The sequence below is a fragment of the Cocleimonas sp. KMM 6892 genome, assembly GCF_035798195.1.
GTDB classification, from domain to species: Bacteria; Pseudomonadota; Gammaproteobacteria; order Thiotrichales; family Thiotrichaceae; genus Cocleimonas; species Cocleimonas flava.
Genome location: NZ_JAPFBV010000001.1, coordinates 1,016,870 through 1,033,775, shown reverse-complemented (window position 1 = coordinate 1,033,775; position 16,906 = coordinate 1,016,870). Strand labels below are relative to the sequence as shown.

Annotated in this window: 15 protein-coding genes, 1 tRNA gene and 1 pseudogene; 8 read left to right on the top strand and 9 right to left on the bottom strand. The window is 40.3% G+C overall.

Translation table 11 applies throughout. The annotated features are described in order from the left end of the window. Positions 1-11: 11 nt before the first annotated feature. The 4 genes from OO007_RS04655 to OO007_RS04640 form a co-directional block, all read right to left on the bottom strand. Positions 12-1,409: an OmpP1/FadL family transporter gene (locus OO007_RS04655; RefSeq protein WP_325807913.1), complete on the bottom strand. Its 1,398-nt coding sequence runs from the start codon at positions 1,407-1,409 to the stop codon at positions 12-14. Positions 1,410-1,503: 94 nt separating this feature from the next. Continuing rightward, positions 1,504-2,880 (bottom strand): sigma-54-dependent transcriptional regulator, encoded by a 1,377-nt coding sequence (locus OO007_RS04650; protein ID WP_131904833.1) that lies wholly within the window; start codon positions 2,878-2,880, stop codon positions 1,504-1,506. 64 nt (positions 2,881-2,944) lie between these two features. Continuing rightward, on the bottom strand, positions 2,945-4,603 hold the full coding sequence (locus tag OO007_RS04645) for a two-component system sensor histidine kinase NtrB (RefSeq protein WP_131904832.1): 1,659 nt from the start codon (positions 4,601-4,603) through the stop codon (positions 2,945-2,947). After that, positions 4,570-4,806 carry a PP0621 family protein gene (locus tag OO007_RS04640; RefSeq protein ID WP_131904831.1) on the bottom strand — a complete coding sequence of 79 codons (237 nt, stop codon included), beginning with the start codon at positions 4,804-4,806 and terminating at the stop codon, positions 4,570-4,572. Before OO007_RS04640 ends, OO007_RS04645 begins: the two co-directional genes overlap by 34 nt. A gap of 283 nt (positions 4,807-5,089) precedes the next feature. Between OO007_RS04640 and sucC the strand changes: the two are divergent. Together sucC and sucD are read left to right on the top strand one after the other, a co-directional pair. Beyond that, positions 5,090-6,256: pseudogene (sucC, locus tag OO007_RS04635) on the top strand (ADP-forming succinate--CoA ligase subunit beta); the annotation flags it as partial. A gap of 11 nt (positions 6,257-6,267) precedes the next feature. Next, positions 6,268-7,152, top strand: coding sequence for a succinate--CoA ligase subunit alpha (gene sucD, locus OO007_RS04630; protein ID WP_131904829.1), 885 nt, complete (start codon positions 6,268-6,270; stop codon positions 7,150-7,152). A gap of 103 nt (positions 7,153-7,255) precedes the next feature. Here the strand turns inward: sucD and OO007_RS04625 are convergent, their stop codons facing one another. Continuing rightward, a complete protein-coding gene (locus OO007_RS04625) occupies positions 7,256-7,498 on the bottom strand; it encodes a YdcH family protein (RefSeq protein ID WP_131904828.1) in 243 nt (80 codons plus the stop codon). A gap of 127 nt (positions 7,499-7,625) precedes the next feature. Here OO007_RS04625 and OO007_RS04620 point away from each other — a divergent pair. The 3 genes from OO007_RS04620 (at position 7,626) to queA (ending at position 9,235) form a co-directional block, all read left to right on the top strand. Next, positions 7,626-7,711, top strand: a tRNA-Leu gene (locus OO007_RS04620). A 21-nt stretch (positions 7,712-7,732) separates the two neighbouring features. Further along, positions 7,733-8,173, top strand: coding sequence for a MaoC family dehydratase (locus OO007_RS04615; protein ID WP_131904827.1), 441 nt, complete (start codon positions 7,733-7,735; stop codon positions 8,171-8,173). Positions 8,174-8,191: 18 nt separating this feature from the next. After that, entirely contained in the window at positions 8,192-9,235 is a 1,044-nt protein-coding gene (gene queA, locus OO007_RS04610) for a tRNA preQ1(34) S-adenosylmethionine ribosyltransferase-isomerase QueA (protein ID WP_325807912.1), read from the top strand. 75 nt (positions 9,236-9,310) lie between these two features. On the opposite strand, the gene OO007_RS04605 is transcribed toward queA, so the two are convergent. The 4 genes from OO007_RS04605 to OO007_RS04590 are packed head-to-tail and all read right to left on the bottom strand — an operon-like array spanning position 9,311 to position 12,820. Next, the gene (locus tag OO007_RS04605) at positions 9,311-10,276 is read right to left on the bottom strand and encodes an SGNH/GDSL hydrolase family protein (protein ID WP_325807911.1); all 966 of its coding nucleotides are present in this window, start codon (positions 10,274-10,276) and stop codon (positions 9,311-9,313) included. 45 nt (positions 10,277-10,321) lie between these two features. After that, positions 10,322-10,474 (bottom strand): DUF5989 family protein, encoded by a 153-nt coding sequence (locus OO007_RS04600; RefSeq protein ID WP_165874622.1) that lies wholly within the window; start codon positions 10,472-10,474, stop codon positions 10,322-10,324. A gap of 43 nt (positions 10,475-10,517) precedes the next feature. After that, positions 10,518-10,940 carry an SxtJ family membrane protein gene (locus OO007_RS04595; RefSeq protein WP_325807910.1) on the bottom strand — a complete coding sequence of 141 codons (423 nt, stop codon included), beginning with the start codon at positions 10,938-10,940 and terminating at the stop codon, positions 10,518-10,520. Between the two features lie 35 nt (positions 10,941-10,975). Continuing rightward, on the bottom strand, positions 10,976-12,820 hold the full coding sequence (locus OO007_RS04590) for a carbamoyltransferase family protein (RefSeq protein ID WP_325807909.1): 1,845 nt from the start codon (positions 12,818-12,820) through the stop codon (positions 10,976-10,978). A 382-nt stretch (positions 12,821-13,202) separates the two neighbouring features. On the opposite strand from OO007_RS04590, the gene OO007_RS04585 reads away from it, so the two are divergent. From OO007_RS04585 to OO007_RS04575, 3 genes are all read left to right on the top strand, one after another. Beyond that, positions 13,203-13,469 (top strand): DUF4212 domain-containing protein, encoded by a 267-nt coding sequence (locus tag OO007_RS04585; protein ID WP_131904822.1) that lies wholly within the window; start codon positions 13,203-13,205, stop codon positions 13,467-13,469. A gap of 3 nt (positions 13,470-13,472) precedes the next feature. Then, complete coding sequence (locus OO007_RS04580; RefSeq protein WP_131904821.1) at positions 13,473-15,200, top strand: sodium:solute symporter family protein; 1,728 nt, start codon at positions 13,473-13,475, stop codon at positions 15,198-15,200. A 334-nt stretch (positions 15,201-15,534) separates the two neighbouring features. Next, complete coding sequence (locus OO007_RS04575) at positions 15,535-16,845, top strand: citrate synthase (RefSeq protein WP_131904820.1); 1,311 nt, start codon at positions 15,535-15,537, stop codon at positions 16,843-16,845. Positions 16,846-16,906 lie beyond the last annotated feature (61 nt).

Here is a 16,906-nt window from a genome sequence, read left to right as displayed (position 1 = left end):
ATACGCTCCCCTTAAAATTTATAGTTAAGTTGTGCACTAAGAATGTCCACACTGCTTTTATAAGTACCACGTACTGCATATCCATTTTCACCCGGATTATCAATAGCGGTTTCTTTTAAGAATAGATGCGAGTAACCAAAATCAAGATCTAGATTTTTACTCCACTTATAACCTGCGCCAAACGAAATCCACGTACGATCATTTCCTGGAATTCTTGGTGTGCGTAATTCTGCTGAAGGAATTGGCTCTTCATCATAAGCAACACCAGTACGAAGTGTTAATTTCTCGTTATATTTATAATTTGCACCGACAGAAATACGATAAACATCTTCCCATTCTTCAGGAGTCGTTGAAACTTCAGTAACACCATCAACTTCAGTTACTTTTAACTCTTGAAACGAGCTCCACCCAGTCCAGGTGATATCTCCAAGCAATTCGAGTTTATCGTTCACTTTATGCGCAACAGAGAAAGACAAGGAATCTGGTAGCTCAACAGATGCTTTTACATCTCTATCTTGAAGTTGAGGAACCCCATTAAGAGAAACTGCAGTTAAGCCGGGATCTAGATCAAATTTAACTTCACCATCAACATCGTGCTTAACTTTAGAACGGTAACTTAAGCCCAATCGAGTTTTATCTGTAGGTTGATAGAGGAGACCGAGATTATAACCAAATGCAATGCTATCCCCAGTGAGTTCATTGTAAGAATCTGTTTCCGGTTGTGCTGCATTCGGATATACGGCATTACAACCACTAAATAAGTCTGAATTTCCAGTTTGGATAGCTGCGCTTCGACAAAAACCAGCGGAATCAATAGCTGCTGACAATGAAGTAAGTTTTACATATTGCGCATTAACTCCAGCCCCCAGACTTAATTTGTCGCTAGCTTTCCATGATAATGCCGGATTAATATTGATAGACAAAAGATCTGTCAAGGTAGATTGATATCGACCATACCAGTCTTTATCGTAATCGGTTTTAGAACCAAAAGGACCATTTATACCTAGGCCAAAGTGTAATTTTTCATTTACTGGCTTCACATAATATAAATTAGGTATGAAACTAGTGATTCTCTTGTTCTCATCTACTCCGCCAAGTTGTGCATTCAGTGCCGCTGGTGCTGTTGAGCCCTTGTCAGTGTATTTTGTTTTTGCTGAAACGATATGTCCAGCTTGAGTAACCAGTGATTTTCCGTCCAGACTTTTGCCCAAATAGTCCATGCCTGCTGGGTTAAACCATACTGTTGATGCATCTTCAGCTGCCGCTGCGGCTCCTGCAAAAGCTTTGCCCATTCCAGCTGCGGAATTTTCAATTAATGCAAAGCCAGCGGAGTATGCTGTTTGTGATGCAAATAGTAACGGGAGTGTCGAAAATAATACTGCTTTATTAAGCGTTATTTTTATTGGCATATAATAATTCCTTATTTAGCGGGTGGTTTCTTGCCAAATAAGAATAGTAAACAAATGACAAAACGTCTAATTTTTATTGATTTATATCAAATTGCTAAGGTAATTGATCTAAATCGTATTTTTTAATTCTGTATCTCAACTGTCTAAAAGTCATCCCCAACGTCTTTGCAGCAGCGGTTCTGTTCCATCGCGTCTGATTTAGTGCATGTAATATTTGCTCTTTCTCATTCCCTGACGAAAAGTCCGGTTTTTCGAGCGATCGCTCTAAAATTGGCTCGTTTTTAACCACAGATCTTACATCTGTTGCTATTGAAGACAGTTGTAGATCTTCTGGTTCTATGAATTCACCATCAGATAAAGTACAAGCGCGCTCTAAAATATTCTCTAATTCACGCACATTGCCAGGGAAAGGATAATTAGATAATACCTTTATCGACTCATTGGAAAGAGCGGCTTTAGGTAATTGCCACCTTTCAGCAATCAGATTCAAAAAGTGCTCAGCCAGTAATAGAATATCATTTCCACGCTCTTCCAAAGAAGGCACGTCTAATTTGATGACATTTAATCTGTAATACAGATCTTGTCTGAAATGACCTTTTTCGACTTCTTCTTCGAGATTTTTATGCGTCGCACTTAAAATGCGTGTGTCAATTGATACTTCTTCCACACCACCTACTGACTTTACTGCTTTTTCCTGTATTGCACGTAGCAATTTTACTTGCATACTCAGCGGTAAATCAGCCACCTCATCAAGGAATAAAGTACCATGATGTGCTGCCTGGAATAATCCAGCCTTATCTTCTACAGCCCCGGTGAAACTGCCTTTTTTATGACCGAAAAATTCACTTTCCATCAAACTTTCCGGGATCGCACCACAGTTAACGGGAACGAAAGCACCAGACGATCGTGGGCTTTGCAGGTGTATTTGTTTCGCGACTAATTCTTTACCTGTACCTGAAGCACCATGAATAAATACTGGAGCCTGACTTCGCGCTAATTTCGCTATCGTCTTCTTTAACAGCTCTATCGCAGGAGATTCTCCAATAATTGGATTCGAACCAGCATCGTATTCAGCGTTTCCTGAGGATGCATCTGGTCCGCCTTTTTGCGAAAGCTTCAAAGCCGTTTGCACTAAATCCCTTAATTTAGCGAGGTCCACAGGTTTTGAAACGAAGTCATAGGCTCCTGCTTTTAACGCCTCAACCGCGCCTTCCATACTGCCAAACGCAGTGATTACAGCAACAGGAACGTGTGAATGTTCTCTCTGGATATATCTAACAATATCAAATCCAGTTCCATCAGGAAGTTTCATATCAGTTAAACACAAGTCAGGCTGGAAATTTTGTATTTCCAACAATCCATCTTTAACCGTTCCGGCAGTAGCTGTTTCCAAGCCCATTCGAAGCAGTGTTAGTTCTAATAGTTCGCGAATATCTGGTTCATCATCAATAACTAGTACACGTTGAGTCATCTTATTTTTCTCTTTTACTTATTATTTTTACTTTTTATCTATTCTTATTTTAATTATCTAAATATTAGTTCTCTAAATTAGACTGTGAAAAAATCAATCTAAAACAGCTACCACCGGCTGGTAGCTTAATATATTCGAGCGAGGCGCCATTGCTTAAACACAGCTCTCTCGCCATGAATAAACCAAGTCCCGTACCTTCTCCTTTTGAGCTTGTAGTGAAGAAAGGCTCAAACAACCGATCAATATTTTTATCTGGCACACCTTTTCCATTATCAATAATGCTCAGCATAATGTCTCTGGTATGACTTGGGTGCGTTCCTTGAATGTCTATATGCAACTCAGACACATCATCTCGCGCATACTTTTCTGCATTACGGCACAGGTTCCACATGACTTGATGTAAATGTGTTGGATCAAACTGGATAGCAGCATCAGGAACATCTAAAAACAGACTAACCTGATTCTTTTGTAATGAAGATTGCATTACAAAATCGTTGATAAAATCATTTAACCAGAGTTTTAATCTGATGTTTTCCCGCTTTGGATTACTTTTACGTGAGAGATTTAATACGCTTTCTATGGTGCCATTCATGCGTTTTGAGTTCGCTTGAATAATTTGAATCATTCTTTCATCTGCTTTATCTAAAACAGGAGACTCTGAAAGTAATTGTGCCGCATGACTAATCGCACCTAAAGGATTTCGGATTTCATGTGCAATATTGGCGGTTAATTGACCTAAAGAAGCCATTTTCACATCTTGCTGCTTTTCACGTTGCATTCTAGTATCTTCCAAATACATCAATACAACGCCCTGATTCTTAATCCCCAACTGGGAAAGCCGCATAGTAAACTCCGTAGACTTCCAATGCTTTATATCGTAACTCGCGACTTTGGGAGAAACATTATGCCGCCAATAATCTAGATGAGAGTGTAATTCAGGCGCAAATTCCTTTAATGTTTTCTCTCTCCAGTCCCCGGGTTGGCCCAGCATATCCCACGCTGTTGGATTCAAATGCCTTATACACGCCTGATGATCTAATACTATGATTCCGGTTTGCAATTGATCGAGTATCGATTGATTCAACTGTGAAAGATTCGCTAAATCGATACCACGGCGTTTAGCCAGTTCCGCCGTTTTTGAAGCTTTCTCAAACCAGCTACCAGCCGCCAAAGAAATAACCATGATAAAAAGGGAAAGCACGCCCGTGTGGAAGATTTCATTGCTTGAATCCACATTTAGAGAGTGCAAATAAGTCTCTAACCCCAATAATGCAATAACTGTTGATGCGGAGAGTAATAAAGATATTTGCCCGGGACTTAAAATACTTGGCAGAATAACGGGTAATAAAAGAAGAATTCCAAGGCCAGAGGTAATACCACCGCTGCTATAGGCAACGATTAAAAGAAAAACTATGTCTGAAACAGAGTTTAGATATACCTGATAATTTGCACCAGGTTGCCTGAAATGAGCAAGGAAAATACCTAGTACAGCAACCCCAAGATAGATATTAACGGCTTGTGAGAACACGACTTCATCGTAACCACCAATCCGAACCGCAGAAACCTCGGTTAAACTTAAAACCAATAGAATACCAGCTAGAATCAGCCTATAAACACTGTATAACTGTATCGGTGCCCAAGGATCTGTAGATACAACTATTTCTGAAGAACTAACACCCCCAATACTTCCTACAATTTCTCCTGTGCGTGCTCCAGACTGCAAAATACCTTATCCCCTATTTTTATCGCTTCTTTTTCTGGAATATGTAAACCACAATTAAGACATTTGACCATTTTGTTTTTATCAGAGGTCGTATTGCTGTCTTTTTTTATCTTCTTTTGTGATTCATCCAGCTTTGTTCGAAGGTATTTTACAACATACAAGCTGACTGCCAGCAGAACGAGAACAAGAAAAATGCGTCCCATACGGAAATATCTCTAAAAATTTTAAGTAAAATCGATTATACCTGCAATTATTCAAAATAATAATAAGCTCCCTCAAACAAAGCTATAATAATGGTATATCTAGATATTATTAGTACTGATACACAAGCAAACCCTTATATATTATCACTTTATGCCTTCTATTAGTTTGCTTGCTACCGATTCACGGCATTTATCTGTATGATAGCCGCCGTTATATAGAAGCCATGTGTTTAGCTGATAATTTAGCTATAACACGCATTAATCATTTCACTTATCAGAGAAAAAGATGAACGTACATGAATATCAGGGTAAAGAAATCCTGAGAAAATATGGAGTTACTACTCCACGTGGTATAGCTTGCTTCTCAGTTGATGAAGCCGTTGCAGCGGCGGAAAAATTGGGCGGCAAAGTATGGGTCGTAAAAGCACAGATTCACGCAGGTGGACGAGGCTTGGGCGGCGGAGTAAAAGTTGCTACTTCTATGGAGCAAGTTCGTGAATACGCTGATGCTATCTTAGGCATGCAGTTAGTAACTCACCAAACTGGTCCAGAAGGAAAAGAAGTTAAACGACTATATATAGAAGAAGGCGCAGATATTGCGGATGAACTCTATGTAGGTGCTTTAGTTGACCGCGAGACACAAAAAGTTGTTCTTATGTGTAGCTCTGAAGGCGGCATGAGTATCGAAGAAGTTGCAGAAGAAACTCCTGAGAAAATCATCAAGATTTACGTTGATCCAACTGAAGGTCTAAACAGAGCCGAAGCTGAAGACGTTTGTGCAAAAATTGGCATGCCTGCTGAAGCAATTTCTGAAGGCGCTGATTTCTTAGCTGGTCTTTATGAAGCATTTGTTAAATCTGATGCATCACTTGCAGAGATTAATCCTCTTGTTATCACTGGCGACAAGCGTGTTATTGCTCTTGACGCAAAATTCAACATCGATTCAAACGCACTTTACCGTCAACCAGAAATCGTTGCTTACCGCGACCTTGACGAAGAAGACGCTAACGAAATTGAAGCATCTAAATGGGATTTATCTTACATCTCTCTAGATGGCAATATCGGTTGTTTGGTTAACGGTGCAGGACTTGCAATGGCAACCATGGACATCATCAAATTATACGGTGGCGATCCTGCAAACTTCCTTGATGTAGGTGGCGGAGCGAATGCTGAGCAAGTTACTGAAGCATTCAAAATCATGCTTGGTAATGAAAATGTTGAAGGCATTCTAGTTAATATCTTCGGTGGTATCATGCAGTGTGACGTTATTGCAGAAGGTATTGTAGCTGCTGCAAAACAAGTAGACATGAAAGTTCCATTGGTAGTTCGTCTAGAAGGCACCAACGTTGAAAAAGGTCGCCAGATTCTTGATGAGTCTGATGTTAAATTACAAACAGCTACCACTATGGCTGATGCAGCAGAGAAAATCGTAGCTGCAGTTAAAGCTTAAGGAGTTCACACATGTCTATTTTAATAAACAAAGATACACGTATTGTTACTCAAGGTATCACAGGTAAAACAGGTGAATTCCATACCAAGCAATGCTTAGACTATGCATTTGGTAGAGACTGTTTTGTTGCTGGTGTTACGCCAGGCAAAGAAGGCCAGGAAGTTCAAGGCGTACCTGTATACAACAATGTAGCTGATGCTAAAGCAGAACACGGCGTTAATGCTTCTGTTATCTATGTGCCACCTAGATTTGCAGCTGCTGCAATCGACGAAGCGGTAGATGCTGAACTTGATTTGGTTATCTGTATCACAGAAGGTATCCCAGTTGCGGATATGATCAAAACTCGTGACCGTATGCGCAAAATGAACAGCAAGACTATTCTTGTTGGTCCTAACTGCCCAGGTGTTATCACTCCTGAAGAAGTTAAGATCGGAATCATGCCTGGTTACATTCATAAGAAAGGTAATATCGGAATCGTATCTCGTTCTGGAACATTAACTTATGAAGCAGTACATCAAGTAACACAACTTGGCCTTGGCCAGTCATCATGTGTTGGTATTGGTGGCGATCCAGTTAATGGATTGAAGCACCTTGATGTAATGAAGATGTTTAACGATGATCCAGAAACACATGCAGTTGTTATGTGTGGCGAGATCGGCGGTACTGATGAAGAAGAATGTGCTGCATGGATGAAAGAAAACATGACTAAGCCAGTTGTTGGCTTCATCGCAGGTGTTACTGCTCCTCCAGGAAAACGTATGGGCCATGCTGGCGCTATCATTTCTGGTGGTCAAGGTACTGCTCAGTCAAAAATTGATGCTCTTGAAGAAGCTGGTGCGCACGTGACACTTAACCCTTCTGAAATGGGATCTACACTGCTTAAAGCAATCTCTTAATTCTACATTAAGACTGTATTAAGAAATTTAAGCAATAAAAAAGCCGGGTCACTTAACAGTGGCCCGGCTTTTTTGTTTACTGCATTTTTACAATTCTAAATAATTATTCTTCAGCTTTGAGCATTGCAAATAATTGATCTTTTAAATGCAGGCGCTGCTTCTTCATTTCTTCGATAACATCATCTGATGGTGTTTCGATTTCCTGTTCTACCCGTGTTATCTGATGAACAATTTCATCGTATTCCTTAAATAAACGCTGAAAATGCGCATCATTCATTTTTAATTCATGAATTTTTTCTTTGTACTCAGGAAACTCATGGTGTAGATCGTGATTCTCTCCAAACATATTTAACTCCTATTTTTAAACATTATAACTGAATGATATATCCGAAAAAGGAAAGTCACGTTGATTTAACTCAACTTCCCCCTTTTGTTTTTTAAAACAAGTGATATACTTCCGCGCTTGAATCTGTGCCAGTGTGGCGGAATTGGTAGACGCGCTGGATTCAAAATCCTGTTCCCTCTGGGAGTGTCGGTTCGATTCCGACCACTGGCACCACTTTTATAGAAGTGAAACTTTATGACAACATCTAATCAACAAGGCTACTATCTCGAAGATTTAACCATCGGGATGGCAGCAGAAAAGACCATGGTCGTTTCTGCTGATAAAATCAATGCCTTTGCAGAACTTTCAGGCGATTTTAATCCAGTACACATGGATGCTGAGTATGCAGCAACTACTATGTTTGGGAAACGAATTGCCCATGGAGCTCTTTCAGCTTCTCTGATTTCTGCCGTTCTAGGTAACGACCTACCGGGTCCTGGAGCAATATTTGTTGAATTAAACATGCGCTTCCGCAAGCCTGCTTTTATTGATGAAGAAGTAACAGCACGTGCTGAAGTTGCTGAAATCAATGAAAAAACTGGCCGCGTTAAAATGAAAGTTTCTTGCTTAGTCGATGGCAAAGCAATCATTCGCGGTGATGCAGGTGTCGTTGTAAAAAAACGCCCTCAAGAATAATCAGTTCGACTCGTTCTAATGCAGCTGAGTGACTTTAGTTATTCGCTTCCTCCAGAGCTTATCGCTCAAGAAGCTTTAGAAGATAGAACGGCTAGTCGCTTACTTCATTTAAATGCTGGAATCACTCCAGCTGAAGTTCATGACAAACACTTTTCAGATATCGTTGACCTGATTCAGCCCAACGATTTACTCATCTTCAACGATACCCGTGTAATACCTGCGCGCCTTAATGGCTTTAAAGAGAGCGGCGGAAAAGTAGAAGTATTGATTGAACGAGTATTAGACGATCATCGTGCACTTGCACATATTCGCGCAAATAAATCCCCTAAAGTGGGGGGGTGCCTTTTGTTAGAAAGTGCAATCAATGCAGAAGTGCTAGATCGACACGATGCACTCTATGAAATTAAATTTAAGAACGAAGAATCCATCTTCAAACTACTCGATCAATATGGACATATTCCACTGCCTCCCTATATTGAAAGAGAAGACACAGAAGCAGACAAAGAACGCTACCAAACAGTATTTGCCGATAAAGTCGGCGCTGTTGCAGCACCCACTGCTGGACTGCACTTTACCGATGAATTATTGCAATCTTTAAAAGATAAAGGCGTCGAAACAGCCCAGATTACGCTTCACGTCGGCGCTGGAACTTTCTTACCCGTACGAGTCGACAATCTTGAAGATCATGTTATGCACGCCGAATGGGTAGAAGTCACCCAGGAAACCTGTGATGCTGTGGCGGCATGCAAAGCCAGAGGTGGCAAAGTAGTTGCTGTTGGAACGACCAGTGTGCGCAGCTTAGAATCTGCCGCAAAAGAAACAGGTAAGCTCGAGCCTTTTGCGAGCGATACACGACTCTTTATAACTCCTGGTTTTAAATTTAACGTAGTAGATGCGATGGTGACAAACTTCCATGTACCCGAGTCCACGCTGCTCATGCTAGTTTCTGCATTCAGTGGCTATGAAAATATCATGTCTGCCTATGAGCATGCAGTAGCAGAGAAATATCGCTTCTTTAGTTATGGCGATGCCATGTTTTTGGAAAAAGCTAATCAAATTTAGCAAACCCTAATTAGCAATAAATTTAAAAGCCACCTCCCCACTTACAGGCACTTTTTTCTTCCGAAAAATACCCAATTATCTAGCGATTAAATACTCCGCAAGCTTTTTATTGCCTTCAACGTTAAAGTGACCATCACTTGGGAAAAAGTAGTCTTTAGTATTATTTTTAAATACATCTCCCAATATGACTAAAGGTTTGGGTGAAATAGCCTGTAACTTCTTGCCTAATTCCTGATACTTATTGTGAATAATTTCAGGCTCTGGAAAAATCACAAAAACCTCATACTCAAAGCCATAAGCCTTACTGAGTTGATCCAATCGTTTAAACTCCCCACCAGCAATATTCAGCGACTTGTTTAGCTGCGCTTCAGCTTCTTCAGGATCATTTCGAATAATGGGCAATACTTTGTAATAGGCGACTCGCAATAAATTTGAATGCTTTAAACCAAAATCGATAATCTTCTCAACCGTTCCTTTATTGTTTTCAGCATCAGGATTTAAATTCAATTCACCAGGCTCATAGCCTTGTCCTTGGGAGCGCAATTCATCAGCGATTAAATTATCACCAAAATCATTACCCGTAAAAAAGAAGAAATTTACCTTTTGAGGTCGCCAGCCCTTATCCTTTATATAAGACTCAAGTCGATCGACTTCATACAAAGTACTGGAACCAGGCACCGATAAATTGGCGCAATTAAGGTTTTTAGCGTTGCAATAAATGGCCGGAAAAGCCTCATGATCTTTCACCCCTTGAGCATAGGTGAAAGAATCCCCGATAAAAACCACCTCCGGATTACCCTTACTCGCAGGAGCTCGATAGCCATCAGGTGTAATGTTTGTGACCGCATCGTAATCAGGAGTAATTATTCGAAACTGCTTATTCGGCGATACATAACTGATTCGCTGTTTATTTCCCTGCATATCCAAAATGCTTGGACCAGGTGATATAGGGCTAACATATCGGCTAGCCACCTCACCTATTACAAACATGATAGAGAGACTCACACACAGTAGTATCAAGTTTCCGAATACGTTTTTCATCGTTCTGCTTTATTAAACTCCAGGTTAATTTTCATTTTGCTTTAATTAGAATAAAGTATAAATAAAGGGGGCTATTGCCGAACCTTGAGCAAGCACTAATAGCGCGCCCAATAACACCATGACCAAAATAATTGGTGCCAACCAAAACTTTTTGCGCTCACGCATAAATGACCATAAGTCACCCAATAAATCTAACATGTCTAATTCCTATCACTATCTCATTCATTAATTACTACAAAGATTAAAAAGGCTTTTTCAGATGATCCTTTTCTCGTACCTTTGTTATTTTTCTATACGTTTCAGCTTTCTCTTCTAACTTTCTTTCCATGCTGTCTTTCCCTAAAACCTTCAAGATCATGCCAATCGGAAAAATCATTAAATAGAACATTGCTCCCAAAATAATACGGCTATTTATAAACCCTAAAACATTGCCAATCTTTAACCAGTAATGATTAACTGGGCGTAAAATTTCAGGCATCACGATTGCCAAAGCAAAGAAAACAGCCATCACGATGAATGGCCATATTGGCCAATTTTCGCTGGTTTTATCAAAAACCCAGGGAAAGAATAAGCCAAACATTAAGGCGATCATCCCTCCCATAATAAAACCAAATTTTCTTAAATCTGATTTTGTCACTTCCACTGTTTGAGTATCTGCGGTCATATTTATAGTCTATTCTTAGTTACGATAATATTGCTTTAATCCAAAGCGAACTCATTACGCCAGTCGCCTTCTTCTTTCCATTCTGGCTGAGTAGTCTTATCTATTAAAATATTTTCCATCACCAAATAATCCATTTCAGTCCGCATAAAGCATCTGTATGCATCCTCTGGCGTATTCACAATTGGCTCGCCACGCACATTGAATGAAGTATTAACCAGAACAGGGCAACCTGTCTTTTCTTCAAAAGCATCCAATAGATGGTAAAACCTTGGGTTGGTCTCCGGATGCACGGTTTGCACACGCGCAGAGTAATCAACATGGGTAACCGCTGGTATTTGAGATCGCGGGATATTGAGTTTATCAATACCAAAAAGCTTATCTTGTTCTGCGCTCATCACGTTTCGCTTATCTTCTTTTACAGGCGCTACGATCAACATATAAGGGCTTGGGCCCTCATGTTCAAACCATTCTGAGACTTTATCGAACTTAACAACCGGAGCAAAAGGTCTGAAGGACTCACGATATTTGATTTTTAAATTCATCACGGTTTGCATTTTGGTGCTTCTTGCATCACCAATGATAGAGCGCGCACCTAAAGAACGCGGACCAAATTCCATGCGTCCCTGAAACCAACCAACAACTTTCTCACCTTGCATAACTTCAGCAAGTTTAGGCATTAATTGATCATCTTCGACATGCGTGTAATCGGCTCCTATCTTGTCTAAATAGCTTGTTATCTGTTCATTACTAAATTTTGGCCCGAGATAAGAACCTTTTGTTGCATCAGGCAACTGCAAGGTCCGTGGCTTATCCATATACTGATGATAAGCAGATAAAGCAGCACCTACCGCACCACCGGCATCTCCAGCAGCGGGTTGAATCCAGATACCTTTAAACGGACCTTCTCGGAGCAACCTTCCATTAGATACACAGTTAAGTGCAACTCCACCAGCAAGGCATAAATAATCCAGACCGGTTTCTTTATGCACACTTCTACCCAAACGCAGCACCACTTCTTCTGTGACCCACTGAATAGAACGCGCGATATCCATTTCTTTTTGAGTAAGTTCACCTTCGGGCTGTCGTGCAGGAGCACCAAACAAATCAGCGAACTTTTTATTCGTCATCGTAAGACCAGTAGCGTAATTGAAGTATTTCATATTCAATTTAAACGTACCGTCTTCTTTCAGATCGATCAAATTATCTAAAATCAAATCGACATATTTAGGTTCACCATAAGGCGCCAAACCCATTAACTTGTATTCACCAGAGTTAACACGAAACCCTGTGTAATAGGTAAAAGCCGAATATAGCAGCCCCAGAGAATGCGGAAAATCGATTTCCCACTGCGGCGTTAACTCGTTTCCATCACCAATCCACATGGATGTTGTGGCCCATTCACCCACACCATCAAGACATAAAACTGCCGCTTTCTCATAAGGCGATGGAAAAAAAGCAGACGCCGCATGAGATTGATGGTGCTCATTAAACAGCAACTCAGGTATTTCATTCTCACCAATAGAGAACACAGAAGACAGTTCTCTTTTAAGTGTTTTTTTCAAAAATAATTTATCTTTTAGCCAGATTGGCATTGCTGTTAAAAACGAACGAAATCCGCTTGGTGCATAAGACAAATAAGTCTCTAAAAGTCTTTCAAACTTTAACAATGGTTTATCATAAAAAACCACCGAGCTGATATCGTTATGAGTGATACCAGCTTCTTTTAAACAATATTTAATCGCATGAGCGGGGAAGGCAGGATCGTGTTTTTTTCGCGTGAAACGTTCTTCTTGCGCAGCAGCCACAACCTCTCCATCACAAACGAGTGCCGCTGCACTGTCATGATAATATGCTGATAATCCTAAAATATATGTTTTCATATTTGTGGTTCTATTTCTTTCTTAGTTATTCTTTCTTAACGATATTCGACTTTAGAAAAACACGAAATGATTTATTGGTAATCACTATTTCCAGCTTCTGCTCTACGTCTTTATATACCTAGATTTTTTAATAATTTATGGTATTAAATCAAAACATCATCATAGAGGAAACTGTATAGAAAATAACCAACTATTGATCAATGGCTACAATGAAAAGACTAAGGGATAATATTAATAAACTAAGTAGTACTAATCTTAATCATTAAAATAATTCTATCTCCAATAAAAGACCTTTACAGGTCGTTATGCTATCTTCGCCGGAATCTTTAAAGCATTGGTTGCTGCTTTAACAAGATTTTAAGTAGACTATAAGGAGAAGTTTATGTCGCAAGAAAGTGAAAATAATGCGAAGGCCTATTGGAAGGCCAATTTAAGACTAGTGATGATCTGTCTAGTTATCTGGTTCGTTGTTTCATACTTATTTGGCATCATGCTTGTTGAACCACTTAATGAAATCCGCCTTGGTGGATATAAGTTAGGTTTCTGGTTCGCACAACAAGGTTCAATATATACTTTTGTAGCTCTAGTCTTTTTCTACGCTTGGCGTATGAATGCGTTAGATCGCAAATTTGGCGTGGAAGAGGATTAATAAATGGAATTACAAACACTAACATATATCGTAGTAGGCTTAACGTTTGCGTTATACCTAGGTATCGCGGTTTGGGCACGCGCTGCATCAACTGGCGAGTTTTACGTTGCAGGTAAAGGTATTCACCCAATCCTGAATGGTATGGCTACTGCTGCCGACTGGATGTCAGCGGCATCTTTCATTGGTATGGCTGGTTTAATCGCCTTTAACGGATACGGCGCTTCTGTATTCTTAATGGGTTGGACTGGTGGTTATGTACTACTAGCGATGCTTCTAGCTCCTTACCTTCGTAAATACGGTAAGTTTACGGTACCTGAATTCATCGGTGATCGTTTCTACTCAAGAACAGCACGTCTTGTAGCTATTATTTGTTTGATCCTTGCTTCTGTTACTTATGTAATCGGACAGATGAAGGGTATCGGAGTAGCTTTCTCTCGTTTCTTAGAGCTTGATTATGATACGGGTCTTTACGTAGGTATGGCGATCGTATTCTTCTACGCAACACTGGGTGGAATGAAAGGTATCACTTATACACAGATTGCTCAGTACGTAGTTCTTATCTTTGCTTATACAGTTCCTGCGGTATTTATCTCTATGCAGCTAACTGGCAATCCATTACCACAGCTTGGTTTGGGTGGCACGATGGCAGATGGCACTTATCTACTCGATAAACTTGACGCCGTTCTTACAGACACAGGCTTTAAAGAATATACAACTGCTGGAATGGACAACAGACTCAATATGTTTGTTTACACACTAACATTGATGTTCGGTACTGCTGGTCTTCCACACGTTATCACTCGTTTCTTCACAGTTCCTAACGTTGCAGGCGCAAGAAGATCTGCGGCTTGGGCATTAGTATTTATCTCATTACTATACACAGTAGCTCCTGCTGTTGGTGCGATGGCTCGTCTTAACTTGATGCAGACTATCGAACCTACTAAAGGCGATTACCTTGTTTATGCAGAGCGTCCTCAGTGGTTCAAAAACTGGGAAAAGACAGGCCTACTAGCATTTGAAGATAAGAATGGTGATGGCAAGATCCAATACACTGCTGATAAAGCAACCAATGAAATGGTTAAAGTTGACCGTGACATCATGGTACTTGCTAATCCAGAAATTGCGAAACTACCAAACTGGGTTATTGCATTAGTTGCTGCTGGTGGTCTAGCTGCCGCACTATCAACTGCTGCCGGATTGTTACTTGCGATTGCTTCATCCATCTCTCATGATTTATTGAAAGGTATTCTAACCCCCAATATCTCTGAGAAAAGCGAGCTACTCGCCAGTCGAATAGCGATGGCCTTCGCCGTCCTAGGAGCCGGTTATCTCGGATTGCATCCGCCCGATTTTGCGGCTGGTACGGTTGCGATAGCCTTTGGACTTGCAGCTTCGTCTCTATTCCCAGCTCTGATGATGGGTATTTTCTCTAAGCGAGTAAATAGAACAGGCGCGATCCTTGGTATGCTTACAGGTATCATTGTAACGATGCTATATGTATTCCAACACAAAGGAATCATGTTTATCCCTGGTACATCTTTCATGGGTGGCATGGAACAAAACTGGTTCTTTGGAATATCTCCAAATGCATTTGGTGCTGTTGGCGCATTAGCTAACTTTGCAGTTGCACACATTGTTTCTAGAATGACTGCTGAAGTACCACAAGATGTACAAGAGCTTGTTGAACATATCCGTGTACCTCAGGGTGCAGGTGCTGCTCACGTAGACTAATCTATGTAGATAATTACATTGATTAATAAAAAGGCTCCTTCATAGGAGCCTTTTTTATGTATACACTTATCTAGCCATCTTTAATGCTTACGATTGAAGCTATTCATTTTCCTAATAGTGTTTTATTTCCTACCCTTAAACGATGGTTAATAACATCAAAAATTTACTTGTCACCAAACGTGGTGAAATTGTTATTCGATTAATCTTGATGTTAGAGAATCCTCGATCAGAGTGATTTAGTCGCCGTATTTAAATAACAAGTAATCTAAAAAAAAATTAATATCACAATTTATATAATAATTTCCTACGAATAAGAGATTGGAGAAGTAAGAGTATGTCCAAGAGAGATAGCGTAACGCTAATTGATAACCGCACTGGCAAGCAGATTGAGTTAGATTTATACAAGCCTACTAGTGGCCCTATGACGGTGGATGTACGCAGCCTTTATAAAGAATTAGGCTACTTCACTTATGACCCAGGCTTTATGTCTACGGCAAGTTGTGAAAGTAAAATCACTTATCTTGATGGTGACAAAGGAATCCTCGAATACCGTGGTTACCCTATCGAGCAATTAGCTGAAGAAAGCTCTTTTCTGGAGACATGTTACCTGTTATTAAACGGCGAACTACCTAACGAAAAAGAATTAGAAGAGTTTGAAGAATCAATACGTACGCGTTCGATGCTTCAGGAGCAATTAAAAACATTCTTCTTAGGCTTCAGACGTGATGCTCACCCTATGGCTACCATGGTTGGTGTTGTCGGCGCATTATCCTCTTTCTATCATGAAGATGAAGATGTACATAGTCAGGAAGATCGTATGGATGCGGCTCATCGTCTTATCGCAAAGATGCCAACTATCGCTGCCTGGAGTTATCGCTACTCTAAGGGAATGCCATTTGTATACCCTAAGAACTCTTTAAGCTACAGCGCCAACTTCTTGCACATGATGTTCTCAATGCCTTCAGAGCCGTATACAGTTGATCCATTGATGGAAAAAGCACTGGATATGATTCTGGTCTTACACGCCGACCACGAACAAAATGCTTCAACCTCTACAGTTCGTTTAGCGGGTAGTTCTGAAGCTAACCCATTTGCTGTTATTGCAGCCGGAATCGCTTCTCTATGGGGACCTTCTCACGGTGGTGCTAACGAAGCTGTTATTCAAATGCTTACTGAAATCAATGAGTCTGGCAAACCAATTTCAGACTTTATTGATAGAGCGAAAGATCCTAAAGACCGTTTCAGATTAATGGGCTTCGGACATCGTGTTTACAAAAATTACGATCCGCGCGCCAAAATTATTAGAAAAACCTGTCATGAGATGATTGCAGAAAACACCTTCAGCAACCCAGAGCACAAGAAGCTACTTGAAACTGCGATGGAACTTGAGAAGATTGCGCTGGAAGATGAATACTTCGTGTCGCGTAACTTATATCCAAATGTTGATTTCTACTCAGGCATCATCTTCCTCGGAATGGGTATTCCATTAAACATGTTCACCGTATTGTTCGCTCTAGGAAGAACGGTAGGCTGGATTTCTCAGTGGAATGAAATGATGGGTGACCCTGGTTCTAAAATTGGCAGACCTCGCCAGTTATACACAGGTGAAGATAAAAGAGATTACGTGAAGATAGACAAGCGTTAGATCTTAAAAAAACTGCTTATAAGTAGGGGGGTGCCTTTTCTGGTTCTTGGTGAATCAGCAA

What these genes read in the sequence shown, in the direction of transcription:
- OO007_RS04655 (WP_325807913.1), bottom strand. Translation starts at nt 1,409, where the DNA reads ATGCCAATAAAAATAACGCTTAATAAAGCAGTATTATTTTCGACACTC.
- OO007_RS04650 (WP_131904833.1), bottom strand. Translation starts at nt 2,880, where the DNA reads ATGACTCAACGTGTACTAGTTATTGATGATGAACCAGATATTCGCGAA.
- OO007_RS04640 (WP_131904831.1), bottom strand. Translation starts at nt 4,806, where the DNA reads ATGGGACGCATTTTTCTTGTTCTCGTTCTGCTGGCAGTCAGCTTGTAT.
- sucD (WP_131904829.1), top strand. Translation starts at nt 6,268, where the DNA reads ATGTCTATTTTAATAAACAAAGATACACGTATTGTTACTCAAGGTATC.
- OO007_RS04625 (WP_131904828.1), bottom strand. Translation starts at nt 7,498, where the DNA reads ATGTTTGGAGAGAATCACGATCTACACCATGAGTTTCCTGAGTACAAA.
- OO007_RS04615 (WP_131904827.1), top strand. Translation starts at nt 7,733, where the DNA reads ATGACAACATCTAATCAACAAGGCTACTATCTCGAAGATTTAACCATC.
- queA (WP_325807912.1), top strand. Translation starts at nt 8,192, where the DNA reads ATGCAGCTGAGTGACTTTAGTTATTCGCTTCCTCCAGAGCTTATCGCT.
- OO007_RS04605 (WP_325807911.1), bottom strand. Translation starts at nt 10,276, where the DNA reads ATGAAAAACGTATTCGGAAACTTGATACTACTGTGTGTGAGTCTCTCT.
- OO007_RS04600 (WP_165874622.1), bottom strand. Translation starts at nt 10,474, where the DNA reads ATGTTAGATTTATTGGGTGACTTATGGTCATTTATGCGTGAGCGCAAA.
- OO007_RS04595 (WP_325807910.1), bottom strand. Translation starts at nt 10,940, where the DNA reads ATGACCGCAGATACTCAAACAGTGGAAGTGACAAAATCAGATTTAAGA.
- OO007_RS04590 (WP_325807909.1), bottom strand. Translation starts at nt 12,820, where the DNA reads ATGAAAACATATATTTTAGGATTATCAGCATATTATCATGACAGTGCA.
- OO007_RS04585 (WP_131904822.1), top strand. Translation starts at nt 13,203, where the DNA reads ATGTCGCAAGAAAGTGAAAATAATGCGAAGGCCTATTGGAAGGCCAAT.
- OO007_RS04580 (WP_131904821.1), top strand. Translation starts at nt 13,473, where the DNA reads ATGGAATTACAAACACTAACATATATCGTAGTAGGCTTAACGTTTGCG.
- OO007_RS04575 (WP_131904820.1), top strand. Translation starts at nt 15,535, where the DNA reads ATGTCCAAGAGAGATAGCGTAACGCTAATTGATAACCGCACTGGCAAG.